We start from the raw sequence: 15,016 nt of genomic DNA, 5'->3' as shown, positions 1-15,016 counted from the left end.
GGAAACACCGTCGGCGTATCCGGTGACCGCCTTGTTATAAGGCCCGACCACCGGGCCGCCGCCTGCCAGATTCAACCCGAAGCAATCGACTTCGAGGATAAAAGTGCCGTCGCCGCCGCAATGCGCCGACGCGCTGGTCGGTCCTCGATCGAGTGCGCAGTCCCGCGGGTCGGCGGCGGCCGAACCAGCCGCAACCGTCACCATCGCGGCAGCACTCGCCACCAAAACCGATGTACCGATAACGCTCCGGACCAAGCTCATATTCAGGTTCTCCGCATCTGGTCGAACGTACAAGTGGCCGATCTCCGCAATGCGACACCTCCGAGGTGACCCCGCAAGACTTCCGCAAATCCCCGGCGGCGGGGAGACCGCAGAATTCGGGGGCATCGATACCCGACCTTGCCGGACACCTCGGTAACAGGTACCGTTCAGTATCGGATACCGATCAGTATCCGTTTCTGACGTCGAGGAGGTGTGATGCCGAAGTCGCCGACGAAGCGTCGCCCATTGACGGTCGCGGCGTTGTTGGATGCCGCTCGAGAAGTGTTCGCCGAGAAGGGGTTCGGCGCAACGTCCGTGCCCGATATCTGCGCACGGGCCGGGCTGACCAAAGGCGCGTTCTACTCGAACTTTCCCGATAAGGAGACGCTGTTCCTCGCGTTGTTCGACCGGCACAACGCGGCCACACTCGAACGAGTGCGACTGGTGCTGGCCGAGTCGGCAGGACGCCTGGTCGGTGCCGATCCGCCCCAACTGCCGGAACCGCAGGGTGAGCAACGCCAATGGTTCTTGATCTCCATGGAATTCACGCTGCACGCGATTCGTCATCCCGAGGTGGCCGCGGCGCTCGCCGACCACGAGGCGCGTAGCCGCGCGGCACTGGCCGATCTGCTGGCAGACGCGCTGGCCACTGTCGATCGGGTGCCCACGATCGCGGTCGACGAACTCGTGCGGTTGGTGGTGGCGGCCTGTGAGGGTGGTGATGCGCAGACACTGACCGAGATCGCGGCGACCGGGTCCGCGCGGGCGAGTGTGCGTGCTCGTCTGGTCCCGCTGCTACTGCGGGAGTACACGCGTCCTGCCGACAGGTCCGATCCCGATTTCCATGCCTCCCCAGGGGATCCGTCGTGAGCAGCGCCCAATCGTTCGATCCGCTCGACCATCTCGACCAGCTGCTGGCCGACGTCGGTTTGTCGCATGCCGCGGCAGGTGGTCTGGTGAGTTTCGCGGGCAGCGACCCGATCGTGGCCGCCCGCCACCGGCTGGGAGCCTGCATCGGCATCCCGGTGATGGCGGGCGCGGTCGGCGCGGCCGCACTGTGGCGGCATCGCACCGGGCAAGCCCAGGACCTGTACCTCGACCTGCGTCAAGCCATTCACGGCATCACGCCGAACGCATTCTGGAACCCGACCCTGGCCGGTGAGATGACACCCCACCCCCTCGTCGCCGACAACCCGTTCCTGCTCGATTCCTACCGCACCCGAGACGGCCGAACGGTCATGGCATCGGGCGTCTACCCACACTTGGCCGCCCGATGGTGCCGATTCCTCGATGTGCCACCGGATCCCGACAAAGTCGCCGCGGCCATCGAGCAGTGGAACGCCTTCGAACTCGAAGAGGCCGCGAACGCCGCCGGACTCCCGCTGTGCGTGGCGCGCACTCCCCAGGAATGGCTCGCCCACCCGCAGGGTGCGTTGCTGGCCAAGCAACCGGTGATCGGCCTGACCCGCATCGGCGACGGCCCGCTCCGCCGCTTCGACCCCGCTGATCGCCCGTTGAGTGGGGTGCGGGTGCTGTCGTTCACGCATGCCATCGCAGGCCCCGTTGTCGGCAGGACGCTCGCCGAGCAGGGCGCGGACGTTCTGTGCGCGACCCGGCCCAACGACTACGAGCACGACTTCATCTACGACGAAGCCAACATCGGGTCACGCAGTGCCTATATCGACATGAGCAACGACCGCGGCAAGTCCCGCGCGGAGTCGCTACTCGCCGACGCCGACATCGTGGTCAACAACCATCGCGGCGGCAAACTCGACAAGCTCGGCCTCGACCCACGCGAACTCGCCGCGAAATATCCGGGCCTCATCACCGTCTCGGTGACCTGCTACGGATCCACCGGCCCCTGGGCCGACCGCGGCGGCTTCGACATGAACGGTTCCGCCGCTTCAGGTTTGATGACCCTGGAGGGCACACCCGAGCGGCCGACATTGCCACCCACCGGCATGATCAACGACTTCATCACCGGCTACCTGGGCGCCACCGGTGCCACCGCCGCACTGCTGCGGCGCGCCACCGAAGGCGGCAGCTGGCATGTCACCGTCAACTTGACCCGCACCGCCATGTGGTACCGATCACTGGGCCTGGTCGACCCCGTCGACGCCAATCGCAATGAGCAACACCAACTTCGAGAGCCGGCCGCCTACGACGCCGACACCCCACTCGGTCGGCTACACACCCTCGCCCCACCGGTCACCTTCAGCAAAACCCCACCGCACTGGACCGCCCCCGCACTGGTCCCCCGAGGATCCAGCCAACCTCATTGGACCTGACGCCACGCATCGCCTCCTCGCCTGCGCGGCGCTACTGCCACCAGGTAGGGGTAGCGGAGCCGGTGGTGGTGCGGCCATCGCGATGGACGTAGTGGCGGGCATCGCGGCCGGGGGTATGGAAGTCGCCGGCCAGGGCTCGTTCCAGCCATTCGGCGCCGAAGCGGAATACCTCGGCCGCCACCCCGCCGAGCGGATGGAATTCGTCTTCGTAGACGCGAATCTCCTTGGGGGCGCGGACGAGTTCATAGTTGGCGAGAGCCTGCGCGAGCGGCGTGAGCTCGTCGAATTCGCCGATGCCGTACAGCACCGGGCAGGTGATATCGGCGACCAGCGCATCGAGTGGCAGGTGGGCGACGAGTTCCCGATCGAAGGCGGCCTCGTCGTCATATCCGGCCATGTACATGTAGTTGGCCTTGAACGTCGGCTGGGCCCGCTCGAAGATGGTCTGAAAATCACCGGTGGGCGCTTCGAAGGCCGCCAATGCGGCCAGTCGTGGATCCGTCGCGGCCGCGCGTGAGCCCCAGTAGCCGCTCATGCTGATCCCGAACATGCCGATCCGCTGCGCGTCCACTTCGGGCAGCTCGGTGAGATAGTCGAGGTAACGACTCACTGCCCGTTCGTAATTGGTGAGATCGACGGTCACACCGCCCGCTCGAGTCTCCCCCTGCCCCGGCCCTTCGATGGACAACGCGACGACGCCGCGCGAAGTGTAGTACCGCTCGGCGGCGGCAATGTAGTCCTCCTTGATCATGTCCATCCCTGGCCCGAGAATCACCGCGGGCGCAGTGCGCACCGGTCCGGTCGGTAGATGCAGGAGGGCGAATATCTGCCCGCCTTCGAAGTCGAGCGCCACCCGCCGCACCACGCCACCGCGCAGCTCACCCAGGCGCTCGACGCAGTGATTGGCGCGCGCCCGGAATGCACTTTTACGCGGGTCGGCGGAGTCGAAGATGGAGTACTGGGCTCGACCCCACATCACCGCAGCCCGGGTGTAGAGGTCGGCGGCGGTGCGCGCGAACCCGTTTCGCTCGTGCTCGGCGGCGCGTTCCTGCGCCTGGGCCGCGATGGTCGCCCAGGCTTTCGGCAGCATCGCGCCGCTCTTGACCAGGTCGAAGACCTTGTCGAAGTCGGTATGGTCGTGGCCGAGTTGCTCCATTGTGCCCTTGGCCTCCGGATGCAGGGCGTCGAAACCGCCCTGCGCCAGGGCGATATCCAGTGTCCAGTTCTGGCCGATCGAACGTGCGGTCATGGTTTGACTCCTTCCGAATAACTAAGTACTTATCTATTAAGTACTTAGGCTAGAGTGTTTGTCAACCCCGGAGCCGACAACAGGAGCCCCATGCCGAAGCAGCCGGATACGGCACGCAGCGCCGCGATCGATCAGCTCGCCCGCGCCGCATACCGCCTCAGCGCGGCAGATTCCCGACTGCGCGGGCGGGCAACCCGGTCCCCCGCGGCCCTCTCGCTCACCCACGCCCGCGCGCTACGCATCCTTGCCGACCAGGGGCCGCTCACGATCGGACAGTTGGCCGCGGGCACCGAGACCACCGGCGCCGCCACCACGCAGCTGGTCAACAGCCTGCTCACGGCCGGCTATGTCACCCGCGAACGGGATACCGAGGACAAGCGTTCCGTCCGGGTCTCGCTCACCGAGGTCGGCCGGACTCGCAGCAGCGAACGAATGCAGGCGATGATCGACGCCATGAACGAAGAACTGGCCGAGCAAGACCTCGCCGCATTGCGGTCCGCGACCGAGGTGCTGGACAGTTTGATCGCCATCTACGACCGGTTGTGAGGCCGCCTGGTCAAATGCGTTGATGCCCTTCGGAAGTGAGCGCAGTTCAGGCCAGCCGAGTGGCGGGTGTATTTCAGCCGGATGGGGGGCTTCGTGCCCGGTCCACCACAACTACCGTCGAAGGCGGTGATCGTCTGACCCACCAGCCACGGATCCGACGACTTCGTCGGGTTGGCTCGGATCCGCAGCGCTGGTCGATCATCGCCCGGCCTGCCGGTCTCCCCCGCACCGCCAGGAGCCTCAACCCCTGCTCCTGGTTCGTGAGACCGGCAGGCCATTCCGGTGATCAGCTGCGGGGCAACTGGATTCGCACGGTCCAGCCCCCGTCCGGCAGTGCCTGCGCAAGCACCGTGCCACCCAGCAGTTCCGCACGTTGCCGCAGACCGTGGATGCCGGACCCCGCGCTGGGCAGGGCTACCGGCGGTTCCGTGGACGCGGCGTTCGTAATCGACACTGCCACAGTGCGATCCACGCATGCGGAGGTGATGGTCACGGCCGCGCCGGGCGCGTGTTTGCGGACATTGGTCAGTGCTTCCTGAACTGTCCGATAGACCGCGCGCTCACCGGCCGGTGACAGGTTCGCGGGCAGCGGGCCGATCAGTTCCACCGGTAAAGCGCTGGCGGTCAACAGTTCCGGCAGACGTTCGATGGTCGGTTGCGGGCTGATGTCGTTCGCCGAGGCCGGGGCGCGCAGGACCTTCACCATGTGCCGCAGTTCGTCGAGGGTGTGCACGCTGAGTTTACGGATGACTTCCGCGGTCGAACGCGCGTCCGGGTCGGTACTCACCATCTGCAGCGCCCCGGCCTGCACGGCGATCAGACTCACCTGGTGCGAGACCACGTCGTGCATTTCGCTGGCGAGTTCGGCGCGTTCGCGCTCGCGCGCCGCGGCGATCTGCAGCCGCCGGTCGTGCGCGTAGACGCGGTCGATCTCGGACATCTGCGCGGCCAGCCGCTGCCGGATCGCCACCAGCCACCCGAGTGCGGCAGGCCCCGCACCCGCCAACGCGGCGAAAAGTATTTGGTGCAGCAGGAATTCGAGGTCACCGAAGCCGAAACGATCCTCCGATGACGTGAACAGACACGACAACCCGAGCACGACCGCGAAGACCGCGACAACCCACCGCCGCGCGGGACTCCGAGCCACCGTGTACAACGCCGTCATCGGCGCAAGCAGCGCCCCGATCACCATCACCGCGGGCAAAGTGAGCACAAACGTGACGATCGGTGCGCGCCTGCGGACGAGCAACGCCGATCCGGTGAGCAGCGCGATGCCGATCTCCCACGGCGCCAACGGCAGATCGCGATTGCACCACACATCGAACGCGCCGATCGCAGCGAGGAGCACGTCGACAGCGATGGCCACGCGCGGTCGATCGCCGAGTTCGCTCATGACAGATCGGCGGCCAGAATTCCGGCACGCTCCGCGATGAGGGCGGCCTGCACGCGGGTGCCGATGTTCAATTTGGTGAAAATACTGCTGACGGAGTCTTTTACCGTCCCCGTGCTCAGGTGCAGGCGCACGCCGATGTCCGCGTTGGACAGACCTTCGGCGATGAGCACGACGATATCCCGTTCCCGATTCGTGAGCAGCCGCACCAGTTCCGGCGCACCGGTGTCGACCGTGTCGAGATAGCCCTCGACCACCGCCTTGGTGACCTTCGGCGACAGCACCACCGCGCCGCCCGCGAGTGCCCGAACGATGGAGCCGAGATGCTGCGGTTCGGTGTCCTTGAGAATGAAACCGGAAGCGCCCCTGCGCAATGCGTCGGCGATGTACTCGTCGGCGGCGAACGTTGTCAGCATCGCCACGGTCGGCGGCTGCGGCGCTTCGAGCAGTGTCGACAGTATGTGCAGACCATCTACCTGTGGCATCCGAATATCGAGCAGCACAACCTGTGGATCCGCCGCGCGGATCGCTGCCACCGCCCCGACCCCGTCGCTGGTGACCACGACCTCGATGTCCTCGGCGGCGCCCAGGATCAGCGTGAAGCCCGATCGCACGAGCGCCTCGTCATCCACTATGGCCACGCGAATCATGAGCACACCTTCATCGATGAAACCTCGGACGAGTTCTCCTCGGACAGTTGACAATCCAACAAGCTCGCCCCGGCAGTTGATAGCACGCGCCATCGATACCGGCCATCCGGCGCGGATATTCCGGCCGGTCGGCTGGGATCATCCTCCGATCGGCTGACCGACCCGGTGTCGGCGATCACGGAACGATCGGGAGATTTCCGGTCTGTCGCAGGACGTTCGTCCCGCAGTGTATTTCGCCGCCCGCCACGTGCAGGGTCTCCCATTCGTCCACGTAGTGCACCGATACCCCGGCCGATCGGTACGCCTCGGTCACCGCGGCCTCGAACACGTCACGCCCGCCGACCACCGGGCCCCACTGCCGGGGCGCGATGTAGTTCGACGCGTTGATCAGCACGCCGTTGATCGCCCCGGGGTAGAAGCTCACCAGCGCGTCCGGTTCGTCGTCGATACCGGCCGACAGCTCGTACAGACCTGGGATTCGCACGAACTCCTCGGACCTGACTCCGGTCTCCTGGAACATATGCTCGACGTTTTCGTCGATTTTCCGTGCCGCGAGTTCGTTGTCGGCGACGAATTTCTGGTCGGCCAGGACGGCGTCGATGGTCCGATCGGGCGCGCCCGGTTTGGAAAACGCCGATTCGGTGCCGTGTCCGGATCGCTGCTGCTCGCGCAGGATCTCGAGCCCGCGCCGCGGATCCGTGACCGCAGGCCGCCATCCCCGACCGGACGGCGTCGGCAGGAACTGGATGAATTCATCGACGTGTCCGACTACCAGCCAGGTGGTGTCCAGGATCAGTGGCGTCTGAACCCGTTGGGCGGCAAAGAATTTCTGCAGTTCGACACTCGATACGACGGCGTCGTTCCGATTCCCGGTGCCGATGACCACGCGACCGGCCGGAAACTCTTTCCCGTTGTGCGAGTACGGCGGTATCGTCTCGACATTTCCGAACGAATCCACGTGACGATCACCGGCGCCGCCGAGCTGAATCGCCCCCATACCCGGACCTCTGAGATCGAAAATGGCACGGCCACCTTCACGTTCGGGCTGCGGCGAACGGATCGCGATGCGTAACGATACGTTCCTGCCGCCCGGGCCCGGCATCGTTACGTAGCCGAACTCCACGAAATCCTGTGCCCAGGTATCAGTGGTATTCACCGTGATCAGCGCAGCGTTCAGCCCACTGGCCTGCGCGGCCGCGGTCAAGTCCGCGACGAAGCGCTCATACTCCGGGTCGCCGCCACTCTCGGGAACCACCAGCGCCTCCGCACTCTGGTTGTGGTTATGCAGCACAACGGGAGCCACGCGGAGGGCGATATCATCGGTCACCGTTCGCTTGCCGTCCCGGACAGTGAAGCGGACGGTGAAAGAACCGTCCCATGCCGCCTGATCACGCACGACATCGCGGGAGTCGATGCCCAGTGTGGCGCCATCGCGCAGCTCGGTGCCGGTCAGATTCATATCGGGCCGCAGCCTTGTCCACGAATCTTGCCGTTTGACGAATATGCGAATCCTGTCGGCACCCACACCAATTGGTTCCACCCGCCCGGTCGCGCCCGCTGCCCGGACCGGCATGGTCACCATCGGCGCCAGATACTCGGGTGCGCGCGCCACATCGTCGGCCGCGTCGTGACAAGCAGCGAGCTCGGCGTCGGAAACTTGGCTTCGACTCGACGGGCAGCGCCGCGCGATGTCACCGATATTCGGGAGCACGATCGCGCCGTATCCGGCTGTCCACTTGCCTTTTTCGATGCCGGGCCCGACATCTTTTCCGTCGATGACACCGTCCCGATTGCTATCGGCCCGAATATCGGCAACGAGTTGATCCGTGGTCGCGCCCGAACAACCGGCCAGCAGCACAGCGGAAACGGCGACGAACAACCAAATCTTACGATATGGATTCACCCCGTCGACGCTATCCACGACCGGCGCTCGCCACGACCTCCAGCAGGCTGGAATGGAGGGGCCGACCAGCTTCTCGACTACCGCCGATCGGCTGTCAGGAAGGTGGGAGGTGGCAGCGGATGAGCGCCGCGAGTTGCGCGCGGCTGTCGTCGAACGGGTGACTGGATTTCAGCGCACGACTCTGCACGACAGCACCCTCGATCGCCGACAGCAGGAACCCGGCCAGCGAGCACGCCGCGGTCCGGTCGATGCCGACGGCGATGAAGCCGTCGGCCAGCCGCGCGGTCCATTCGGTGAAGGCTCGACCGGCGGCCGACTGCACGTCGAGGTCCAGTTCGTATAACGCGACGCCCATCATGAACGACCCGGCCCGGTAATCGCTGGATTCCAGTGGTTGACGCCAGAATACGAACAGCTCGTCGAGCCAGCCCTCCAGCGACGAGGCACCGGCCAGGGCATCGGCCAGCCTGCTCACGTGCGAATACCCCACGCGCGACATGGTTCGCGCCGCGGTCTCCACGAGCCCCTCCTTGCCCAACGGGAAGTGCCGATACAGGGAGCTGTGCGAGGTCTCGCTGCGTTCGAGTAGTTCGCTGAGCCCGGTGCCGTGCACGCCGTGCTCCTGTACGGAGGTGATGGCGTTGGCAATCAGTCGGGCGCGAGGTCCGGCAACCATGAGGACTCCCTCCAACCTGTCGTCACTCGGTATGGCCTTCCTGGCACCAGGCCATCTTCCGAACGTACGCGACCGCAGCGCCGACCGTCCGCAGGCTCGACAGATCCGTGATCATCGCAGGTCGTGGCGCAGCCGGGATTACGCGAGGACACTGGAGACGTAGCGCCGACCTAGTCCCCCCAGGAGCACTCTGATGGCAGCCGATAAACCGTTTGGGATCGACCCGGAAGAATTCGAACGCGCGTTGCGGGATGCGGGGATCGATTTCCGTGACCTCATCGGCAAGGCCAGCGGATACATCGATCGGACCGGTGCGAATACGCTGGCCTCGCTGCTCGGTCAGTTCGTGCAGCCGGAGCGCACGCGACCGCCGAAACCGGACGCCGAGACGACCGGTGAGACCGGCAGCGGCGTGTGGGTCATCTACAGCATCGATGACGCGGGCGAGGCCAGGATCGAGCAGGTTTTCCCGAGCGAGCTCGAGGCCTTGCGCGCGCACCGGGACAACACCGACGAACGCCGCCGCGTCCGGTTCCTGCCCTACGGTGTCCCCGCGACCGCCCTGGACACGCCCTGACTCGCGACTGTGCGGGCACCTTCCGTAATCCGTTGAATCCGGGACCGGATCCGTTCCTCACGTTCTACGCGGGGAACTACTACCTGTCCACCAGTCAGAACGACTCGTTGCAGATCTGGACAGCGTCGTCGCTGGCGGATCTCGCTGCGGCGGAACCGATTACGGTATGGGTCGAGCAGGATCCCGCGCGCAATCAGGATATGTGGGCGCCGTCGTTCCATCTGATCGACGGGCATTGGTACTTCTATTACACGGCCGGTGACGGCAGCAACGACAGTCATCGCCTCTACGTCTTACAGTCCGAAGACTCGGATCCGTTGGGCCCGTATGAATTCGCGGGCCAGGTCGGCGATCCGGACGCGTGGGCGATCGATCCGGAACTGCTGCTTCTCGGCGATCAGTATTACCTGCTCTGGAGCGGTCGGACCAACCTGCTGTACATCGCCCCGATGAGCGACCCGGTCACCGTATCGGGACGAGCGGTGTACCTGCCGTCGGCGGGCGGATGTACCGAGGTGCGCGAGGCACCCGCGATCATCCAGCGCGACGGCACCACGTACCTGGTCTACTCCACCTGCGACACCGGCAAACCGGACTACCAGCTGTGGATGCACTCGCTCCCGCCCGGCGCGGACCCGCTGGTGCCCGCCAATTGGTACCAGCACCCGACCGCTCAGTTCACCCGCAACGACCCGGCCAACGTCTTCGGGCCGGGTTCCAACGGCTTCTTCCAGAGCCCGGACGGCAGCGAGGACTGGTTGGTCTATCACGCCAAGGACACCAGCGAGTACACCTATGACGGGCGAACCACCCGCGCCCAGCAGTTCACCTGGAATGCCGACGGCACACCGAATTTCGGCGAGCCGCTGTCCCTGGACACCGATATCGCGCTGCCCTCCGGAGATCCGCAGTCGTCGAGTGCCGCCGCCCTCGGCTCCCTGCCAACCATCTACCGTGGCGGCAGCGGTTAACTAACCGTTGCCGTAAATGCGTTCCGGCACAACAAGAACAACTGCGCGCCGATCGGCGGCCATGACCCGGTCATACTCATCCCAGTCGTCATGGGTGCCGCCCGCCGCGGTGAACACCTCCCGCAGCAACACCCGCAGCCGCTCGCCATCGATACCCGGCACCTGGTCGTCGGGCCCGGCGATCCACACCGACCCCTCCACGGCGGTCCACCCCCACCCGACCCGGGCGACCACCGTCATCCGCCCCCGAACCCGAAGATTCGCCAACTTGCGCGTACCACCCCGAATCACCATCCCCACCACCTGCTCACCGGTCTCCGGATGCGCCAACACACCGGCATTTACCAGCGAGGACTGAACGGTCCCATCCGCCCGCGAGGTCGAAACAACACAGAGGCCATGGTCGCCGGCACACAGCCGAGCAAAATCCGCGATATCGCTCACAGCCGAAGTCTACGGATCGGTGTGGCGTAGTCAGGTCATTCGAGGGCTCAACGTACGGTGCCAGGACGGGCAAAGCACGGCATCCTGTTCGACCAGGAAGTGGGTGATCGATATGGAAATCCTCACGGCTGTCACCGCGGTGATCGCATTCGGCGTCGCTGTGTTATCTGTCGTCGACGCAGGCCGGGGCCACCCGCGTCGCGCCACGGCGACTTTGGTTGTCGCGCTGGTTGCCGGCGCGACCGCGCTGTGTGTGCTGGTGTCTCCCAGCATCCGAGTAGGCATCGTTGCAGGCACGCTCGTCATGCTGGTGAGCCAACTCGCGCCCGCGAAGTCCCCCTATCGCGCCAGGCGCGTCTAACACCATGCGGGCAATCCTTATCGCAGGGACCCTGTTGATGGCACTCGTCATAGTGGCCGCAGTGAGTAGCGGCGACGATCGCCCCTACAACGCACGCTTGTACTGGTGCTCAGCGGCATACGCAGCACTGCTGACCGCCCCACTGATGCCCTCACTGTCCCGAGCCCTCGCAGCGACCTGCGGAATCGCAATCGGCACCATCATCCTCGCCCTGCGCGCAACCCCCTTCCTGTCCCGCCGCCGCCCCGACGGCACCCGCCAAGTAGGCCACAACGACCTACACTGGCCACCCCGCTGGCCGGGCCGCCCGATACCGCGAGTCAACCGATACGACAAGCGGGCGCGTCCAGCGGGACGCGAAAAGAACTCGGAGAGTTCGCAATCCGCCGACGAAACTCCGTAGTTCCTGACCCGGAAGACAACCACCGCCGATCCCAGGTGGTCAGCGGTCAGACCGGCTGCGGGGACTCTTCGGATCGGGCCGGTTGGGGTGTTCGCGTGGTGGCGCGCATTCGTAATTGCCTAGGTTGCGGGACCACGGCGAGGGTGGGGCGGGTGTCGGTGCCGGAGAGGGTGTTCAGGCGCCAGCGGGCGGCGATGGTTGCCAGAGCCAGGGTGGCCTCGGTGATGGCGAAGGTGTCGCCGATGCATTTACGGGCACCGGCGGCGAAGGGCAGCAACGCGTTTCGTGGCGGTGGGGCGCCGGCCGGGTCGAAACGGTCGGGGTCGAAACGGTCGGGATCTGGGTACAGGTCGGCGCGATGGTGAATCAGGTACGCGCTGAAGATCGCGGTGGTGCCTGTGGGGAGTGGGTGGCCGCCGAGTTCGGTGTCTTCGGTGACCGTGCGGGTTTGCAGCCAGCCGGGCGGGCGCAGGCGCAGGACTTCGTTGATGATCTGGCCGGTGAACGGTAGGTGTGGCAGGTCCTCGTGCCGGGCGGCGGCCCCGGCCAACACGGTGTCGACCTCGGCGTACAGACGGCAGGCTACCTCAGGGTGCTGGTCGAGCAGGATCAAGGCCCAGGACAACGTCGCGGCGCTGGTATCGGTGCCTGCGAAGAAAAACGTCAGGACCTGATCGATGATCTCGGCGTCACTCAACTGCCCACCGTCGGTGTCGCGGGCGGCAACCAACGCCGAGAGCATATCGCCATGATCGACCCCCTCGGCCCGGCGTGCGGCGACCAACTTGCCGAGGATGGTGCGGGCCTCGTTCGCCGCTTGCTCGCAGGCGCGGTTGCCCAGGATCGGCCACTGCCGCAGCCATCCCGGCATCAGCGTCTGCCGAACGACACCCGTGAACACGACCTCGACATCATGCAGCAGCCGCTGCTGGTCCGATTCCGAGATCGCCTGATCGAACAGCGTCGCAGCGACCGCCCTGGATGCGAGCGTGTGTAATTGTGCTTTGACGTCGATTGTCTGCCCGTCCTGCCAGGACTCGACCATCTCGATGATCTTCTGGGTCATCACCGCCGCGTACCCGGCGACACGATCAGGTCGGAACGCTGGCTGCAACAGCCTGCGCTGACGCCGATGCATCGCGTGGGGACACGTCGCCAAGCCGTCGCCGACCAACTCCCTGCCGCAGTCGAACAGTGGTCCGCCTTTGTCGAACACACTGTCCAGCCGCAGCATTCGCTGCGTCAGGTCCGGATCGCACACCACCACCGCGGTAATCGGCCCGAGACCGATCTCGACCAGATCGCCGTGTGCAGGCAGCGACGCCATGAACCCGAGCGGATCGCGGAGCAACGGCACCAAGTGCCCCAGAAGTGGCAATCGCCCCGGCGCCATCGGCACAGCCGGCCCCTCCCCTGCGCCATCAATAACCGCGGGCCCGGCACCCGATACTCGCCGAATTGCCTCTACTACCCGACGAACTTGCGACAGCTCACGCATGCCGAGCCTCCCTCCGCGCAGGAACGACCTTCTGCCTCCGGTGTCAACCAAACCGACCGGTACCACGGCTGCTTCTTGCACGATGGGGCGGCAAACTGCTTGTGTTGCAACGAGTCTGAACGCTGCTCGCATCGGGCGTGCTTACACGATACAGGCCATCTCGGATGAACTAGCCTGCATTGCAGTCCATTTGGCCGCTAGAGTGTCCGGGAAACTACATCCATCGATCGCCGCGTGCGGGCAATCAACTGACTCCGAGGTCGGTGAGCAGGGCGCGGACTCGTCGTTCGATCTCGTCACGGATGGGCCGGACGGCGGCGAGGGGTTGGTTGGCGGGGTCGTCGAGTTGCCAGTCGAGGTAGGTGACGCCTGGGAAGTAGGGGCAGGTGTCGCCGCAGCCCATGGTGATGACCACGGTGGAGGTTTCGACGGTGTCGGGGGTGAGGATTTTTGGGGTTTGGTCGGTGATGTCGATGCCGACCTCTTCCATGGCTGCGATGGCGACCGGGTTGACGGCGTCGGCGGGTGTGGTTCCGGCGGAACGGACTTCGACGGCGTCACCGGCGAGGTGGGTGAGGAAGCCGGCGGCCATTTGTGAGCGACCGGCGTTGTGGACGCAGACGAACAAGACGCTGGGCTTGGATGACATGGGAGGCACTGCCTTTCAGGCGGAGTCAGTGGCCGGGGATCGCGTAGCGGGGCGTTCTCGCGGCGACGGGTAGAGGATGCCGATCAGGGCGAGTCCGATCAGTGCGCCGACGAGCTGGGCGACGATGAATCCGGGGGCCGAGGCGGGCGCGATTCCGGCGAAGGTGTCGGAGAACATGCGGCCGATCGTGACGGCGGGGTTCGCGAAAGAGGTGGAACTCGTGAACCAGTAGGCGGCACCGATGTAGGCGCCGACCGCAGCCGCCGACAGGGCGCCTCGGCCGGTGCGGGCCAGCCCGAAGATGATCGCGACAAGCCCTGCGGTGGCGATGATTTCACCGACCAGGTGCCCACCGGTGACACGATGGTGGGTCGCGATCTGCAGCACCCGCTGGTCGAACATGACGTTGGCCAGCATCGCGCCCAGCACACCGCCGCCGATCTGCGCGACCGAGTACGCGGCGACGTCACCGCAGACCAAGCCGGTGCCGCGGTGCCGGCCCAACAGCCAATCCGCCGCCGAGACAACGGGATTGAAGTGTGCACCGGAGACCGGACCGAACACCAGGATCAGCACGGCGAGCCCGAATGTGGTGGCGGTGGAATTCTCCAACAGCTGCAAGCCCATGTCCGCGGGCGACAGGGCACTCGCCGCGATACCCGAGCCGACCACGACGGTTACCAGTAGCGCGGTCCCGATGAACTCCGCCAACAGTCGCCGACCCAGGCCCGAAGCGAGCTCGGTCATGCGGTTGCGTCGACCTTGCCGGAATCGGTGGTGGTCAGGACATCGGAAAGTCGGTGCAAGGCTGCGGGAATCGCCCAGTAGTAGACCCAGGTGCCGCGGCGCTCGCAGTCGATCAGACCGGCTTCGCGCAGCACTTTGAGGTGATGCGAGATCGTGGGTTGAGATAACTCGAATTGCGGAGTCAGCTCGCAGACGCAGACCTCCTCGCCGGGGCGGGAGGCGATCAATGACAGCAAGCGCAGGCGGACAGGATCGGCCAGCGCCTTGAACGCGGCCGCGAGCTCCACTGCCGCCTCGACGCCGAGCGGGGCCGCGAGGGTGCTGTTGCAGCAGTCGGTCGAGGCGATCAACGGAAGATCCTGTTTAGACACTTATCTATATTGACAGACTTCGATCCAATGCC

General features: G+C 65.7%; 17 protein-coding genes. 7 read left to right on the top strand and 10 right to left on the bottom strand.

Annotation, left to right across the window (positions count from 1 at the left end; translation table 11 throughout):
• Nucleotides 1-477: 477 nt before the first annotated feature.
• Both ABZ942_RS28805 and ABZ942_RS28800 read left to right on the top strand, forming a co-directional pair.
• Entirely contained in the window at nucleotides 478-1,131 is a 654-nt protein-coding gene (locus tag ABZ942_RS28805) for a helix-turn-helix domain-containing protein (RefSeq protein ID WP_357387318.1), read from the top strand.
• Complete coding sequence (locus ABZ942_RS28800; protein WP_357387316.1) at nucleotides 1,128-2,549, top strand: CoA transferase; 1,422 nt, start codon at nucleotides 1,128-1,130, stop codon at nucleotides 2,547-2,549. Before ABZ942_RS28805 ends, ABZ942_RS28800 begins: the two co-directional genes overlap by 4 nt.
• 31 nt (nucleotides 2,550-2,580) lie before the next feature.
• Here the strand turns inward: ABZ942_RS28800 and ABZ942_RS28795 are convergent, their stop codons facing one another.
• Nucleotides 2,581-3,798 (bottom strand): alpha/beta hydrolase, encoded by a 1,218-nt coding sequence (locus ABZ942_RS28795; protein ID WP_357387314.1) that lies wholly within the window; start codon nucleotides 3,796-3,798, stop codon nucleotides 2,581-2,583.
• A 90-nt stretch (nucleotides 3,799-3,888) separates the two neighbouring features.
• Here ABZ942_RS28795 and ABZ942_RS28790 point away from each other — a divergent pair, with 90 nt between their 5' ends.
• Complete coding sequence (locus tag ABZ942_RS28790) at nucleotides 3,889-4,344, top strand: MarR family transcriptional regulator (RefSeq protein ID WP_357387312.1); 456 nt, start codon at nucleotides 3,889-3,891, stop codon at nucleotides 4,342-4,344.
• Between the two features lie 286 nt (nucleotides 4,345-4,630).
• Here ABZ942_RS28790 and ABZ942_RS28785 read toward each other — a convergent pair whose 3' ends face one another.
• From ABZ942_RS28785 to ABZ942_RS28770, 4 genes are all read right to left on the bottom strand, one after another.
• On the bottom strand, nucleotides 4,631-5,737 hold the full coding sequence (locus ABZ942_RS28785) for a histidine kinase (protein ID WP_357387310.1): 1,107 nt from the start codon (nucleotides 5,735-5,737) through the stop codon (nucleotides 4,631-4,633).
• A complete protein-coding gene (locus ABZ942_RS28780) occupies nucleotides 5,734-6,384 on the bottom strand; it encodes a response regulator transcription factor (RefSeq protein ID WP_357387308.1) in 651 nt (216 codons plus the stop codon). The genes ABZ942_RS28785 and ABZ942_RS28780 overlap by 4 nt, the downstream gene beginning before the upstream one ends.
• Before the next feature lie 175 nt (nucleotides 6,385-6,559).
• Complete coding sequence (locus ABZ942_RS28775; protein WP_357387306.1) at nucleotides 6,560-8,287, bottom strand: protein-arginine deiminase domain-containing protein; 1,728 nt, start codon at nucleotides 8,285-8,287, stop codon at nucleotides 6,560-6,562.
• A gap of 94 nt (nucleotides 8,288-8,381) precedes the next feature.
• Complete coding sequence (locus ABZ942_RS28770; protein WP_357387304.1) at nucleotides 8,382-8,963, bottom strand: TetR/AcrR family transcriptional regulator; 582 nt, start codon at nucleotides 8,961-8,963, stop codon at nucleotides 8,382-8,384.
• 193 nt (nucleotides 8,964-9,156) lie between these two features.
• On the opposite strand from ABZ942_RS28770, the gene ABZ942_RS28765 reads away from it, so the two are divergent.
• A complete protein-coding gene (locus tag ABZ942_RS28765; protein WP_357387302.1) occupies nucleotides 9,157-9,540 on the top strand; it encodes a hypothetical protein in 384 nt (127 codons plus the stop codon).
• Between the two features lie 32 nt (nucleotides 9,541-9,572).
• A complete protein-coding gene (locus tag ABZ942_RS28760; protein ID WP_357387300.1) occupies nucleotides 9,573-10,511 on the top strand; it encodes a glycoside hydrolase family 43 protein in 939 nt (312 codons plus the stop codon).
• Here ABZ942_RS28760 and ABZ942_RS28755 read toward each other — a convergent pair whose 3' ends face one another.
• Nucleotides 10,512-10,955: a pyridoxamine 5'-phosphate oxidase gene (locus tag ABZ942_RS28755; RefSeq protein WP_357387298.1), complete on the bottom strand. Its 444-nt coding sequence runs from the start codon at nucleotides 10,953-10,955 to the stop codon at nucleotides 10,512-10,514.
• A gap of 103 nt (nucleotides 10,956-11,058) precedes the next feature.
• On the opposite strand from ABZ942_RS28755, the gene ABZ942_RS28750 reads away from it, so the two are divergent.
• Together ABZ942_RS28750 and ABZ942_RS28745 are read left to right on the top strand one after the other, a co-directional pair.
• Nucleotides 11,059-11,316, top strand: a complete 258-nt coding sequence (locus ABZ942_RS28750) for a hypothetical protein (protein ID WP_357387296.1) — start codon at nucleotides 11,059-11,061, stop codon at nucleotides 11,314-11,316.
• A gap of 37 nt (nucleotides 11,317-11,353) precedes the next feature.
• Nucleotides 11,354-11,719, top strand: a complete 366-nt coding sequence (locus ABZ942_RS28745) for a hypothetical protein (RefSeq protein ID WP_357387294.1) — start codon at nucleotides 11,354-11,356, stop codon at nucleotides 11,717-11,719.
• A gap of 46 nt (nucleotides 11,720-11,765) precedes the next feature.
• Here the strand turns inward: ABZ942_RS28745 and ABZ942_RS28740 are convergent, their stop codons facing one another.
• From ABZ942_RS28740 to ABZ942_RS28725, 4 genes are all read right to left on the bottom strand, one after another.
• Complete coding sequence (locus ABZ942_RS28740; protein ID WP_357387943.1) at nucleotides 11,766-13,112, bottom strand: cytochrome P450; 1,347 nt, start codon at nucleotides 13,110-13,112, stop codon at nucleotides 11,766-11,768.
• 349 nt (nucleotides 13,113-13,461) lie between these two features.
• The gene (locus ABZ942_RS28735; RefSeq protein WP_357387292.1) at nucleotides 13,462-13,866 is read right to left on the bottom strand and encodes an arsenate reductase ArsC; all 405 of its coding nucleotides are present in this window, start codon (nucleotides 13,864-13,866) and stop codon (nucleotides 13,462-13,464) included.
• Between the two features lie 15 nt (nucleotides 13,867-13,881).
• On the bottom strand, nucleotides 13,882-14,613 hold the full coding sequence (locus ABZ942_RS28730) for an MIP/aquaporin family protein (protein ID WP_357387290.1): 732 nt from the start codon (nucleotides 14,611-14,613) through the stop codon (nucleotides 13,882-13,884).
• Nucleotides 14,610-14,984 carry a metalloregulator ArsR/SmtB family transcription factor gene (locus tag ABZ942_RS28725; RefSeq protein ID WP_357387288.1) on the bottom strand — a complete coding sequence of 125 codons (375 nt, stop codon included), beginning with the start codon at nucleotides 14,982-14,984 and terminating at the stop codon, nucleotides 14,610-14,612. The genes ABZ942_RS28730 and ABZ942_RS28725 overlap by 4 nt, the downstream gene beginning before the upstream one ends.
• Between the last annotated feature and the right edge of the window lie 32 nt (nucleotides 14,985-15,016).

The organism is Nocardia sp. NPDC046473 (assembly GCF_040645995.1).
In the GTDB taxonomy this organism is placed as follows: domain Bacteria; phylum Actinomycetota; class Actinomycetes; order Mycobacteriales; family Mycobacteriaceae; genus Nocardia.
The sequence above is the reverse complement of the archived record's forward strand: the minus strand, read 5'-3'. Positions and strand labels throughout refer to the sequence as shown.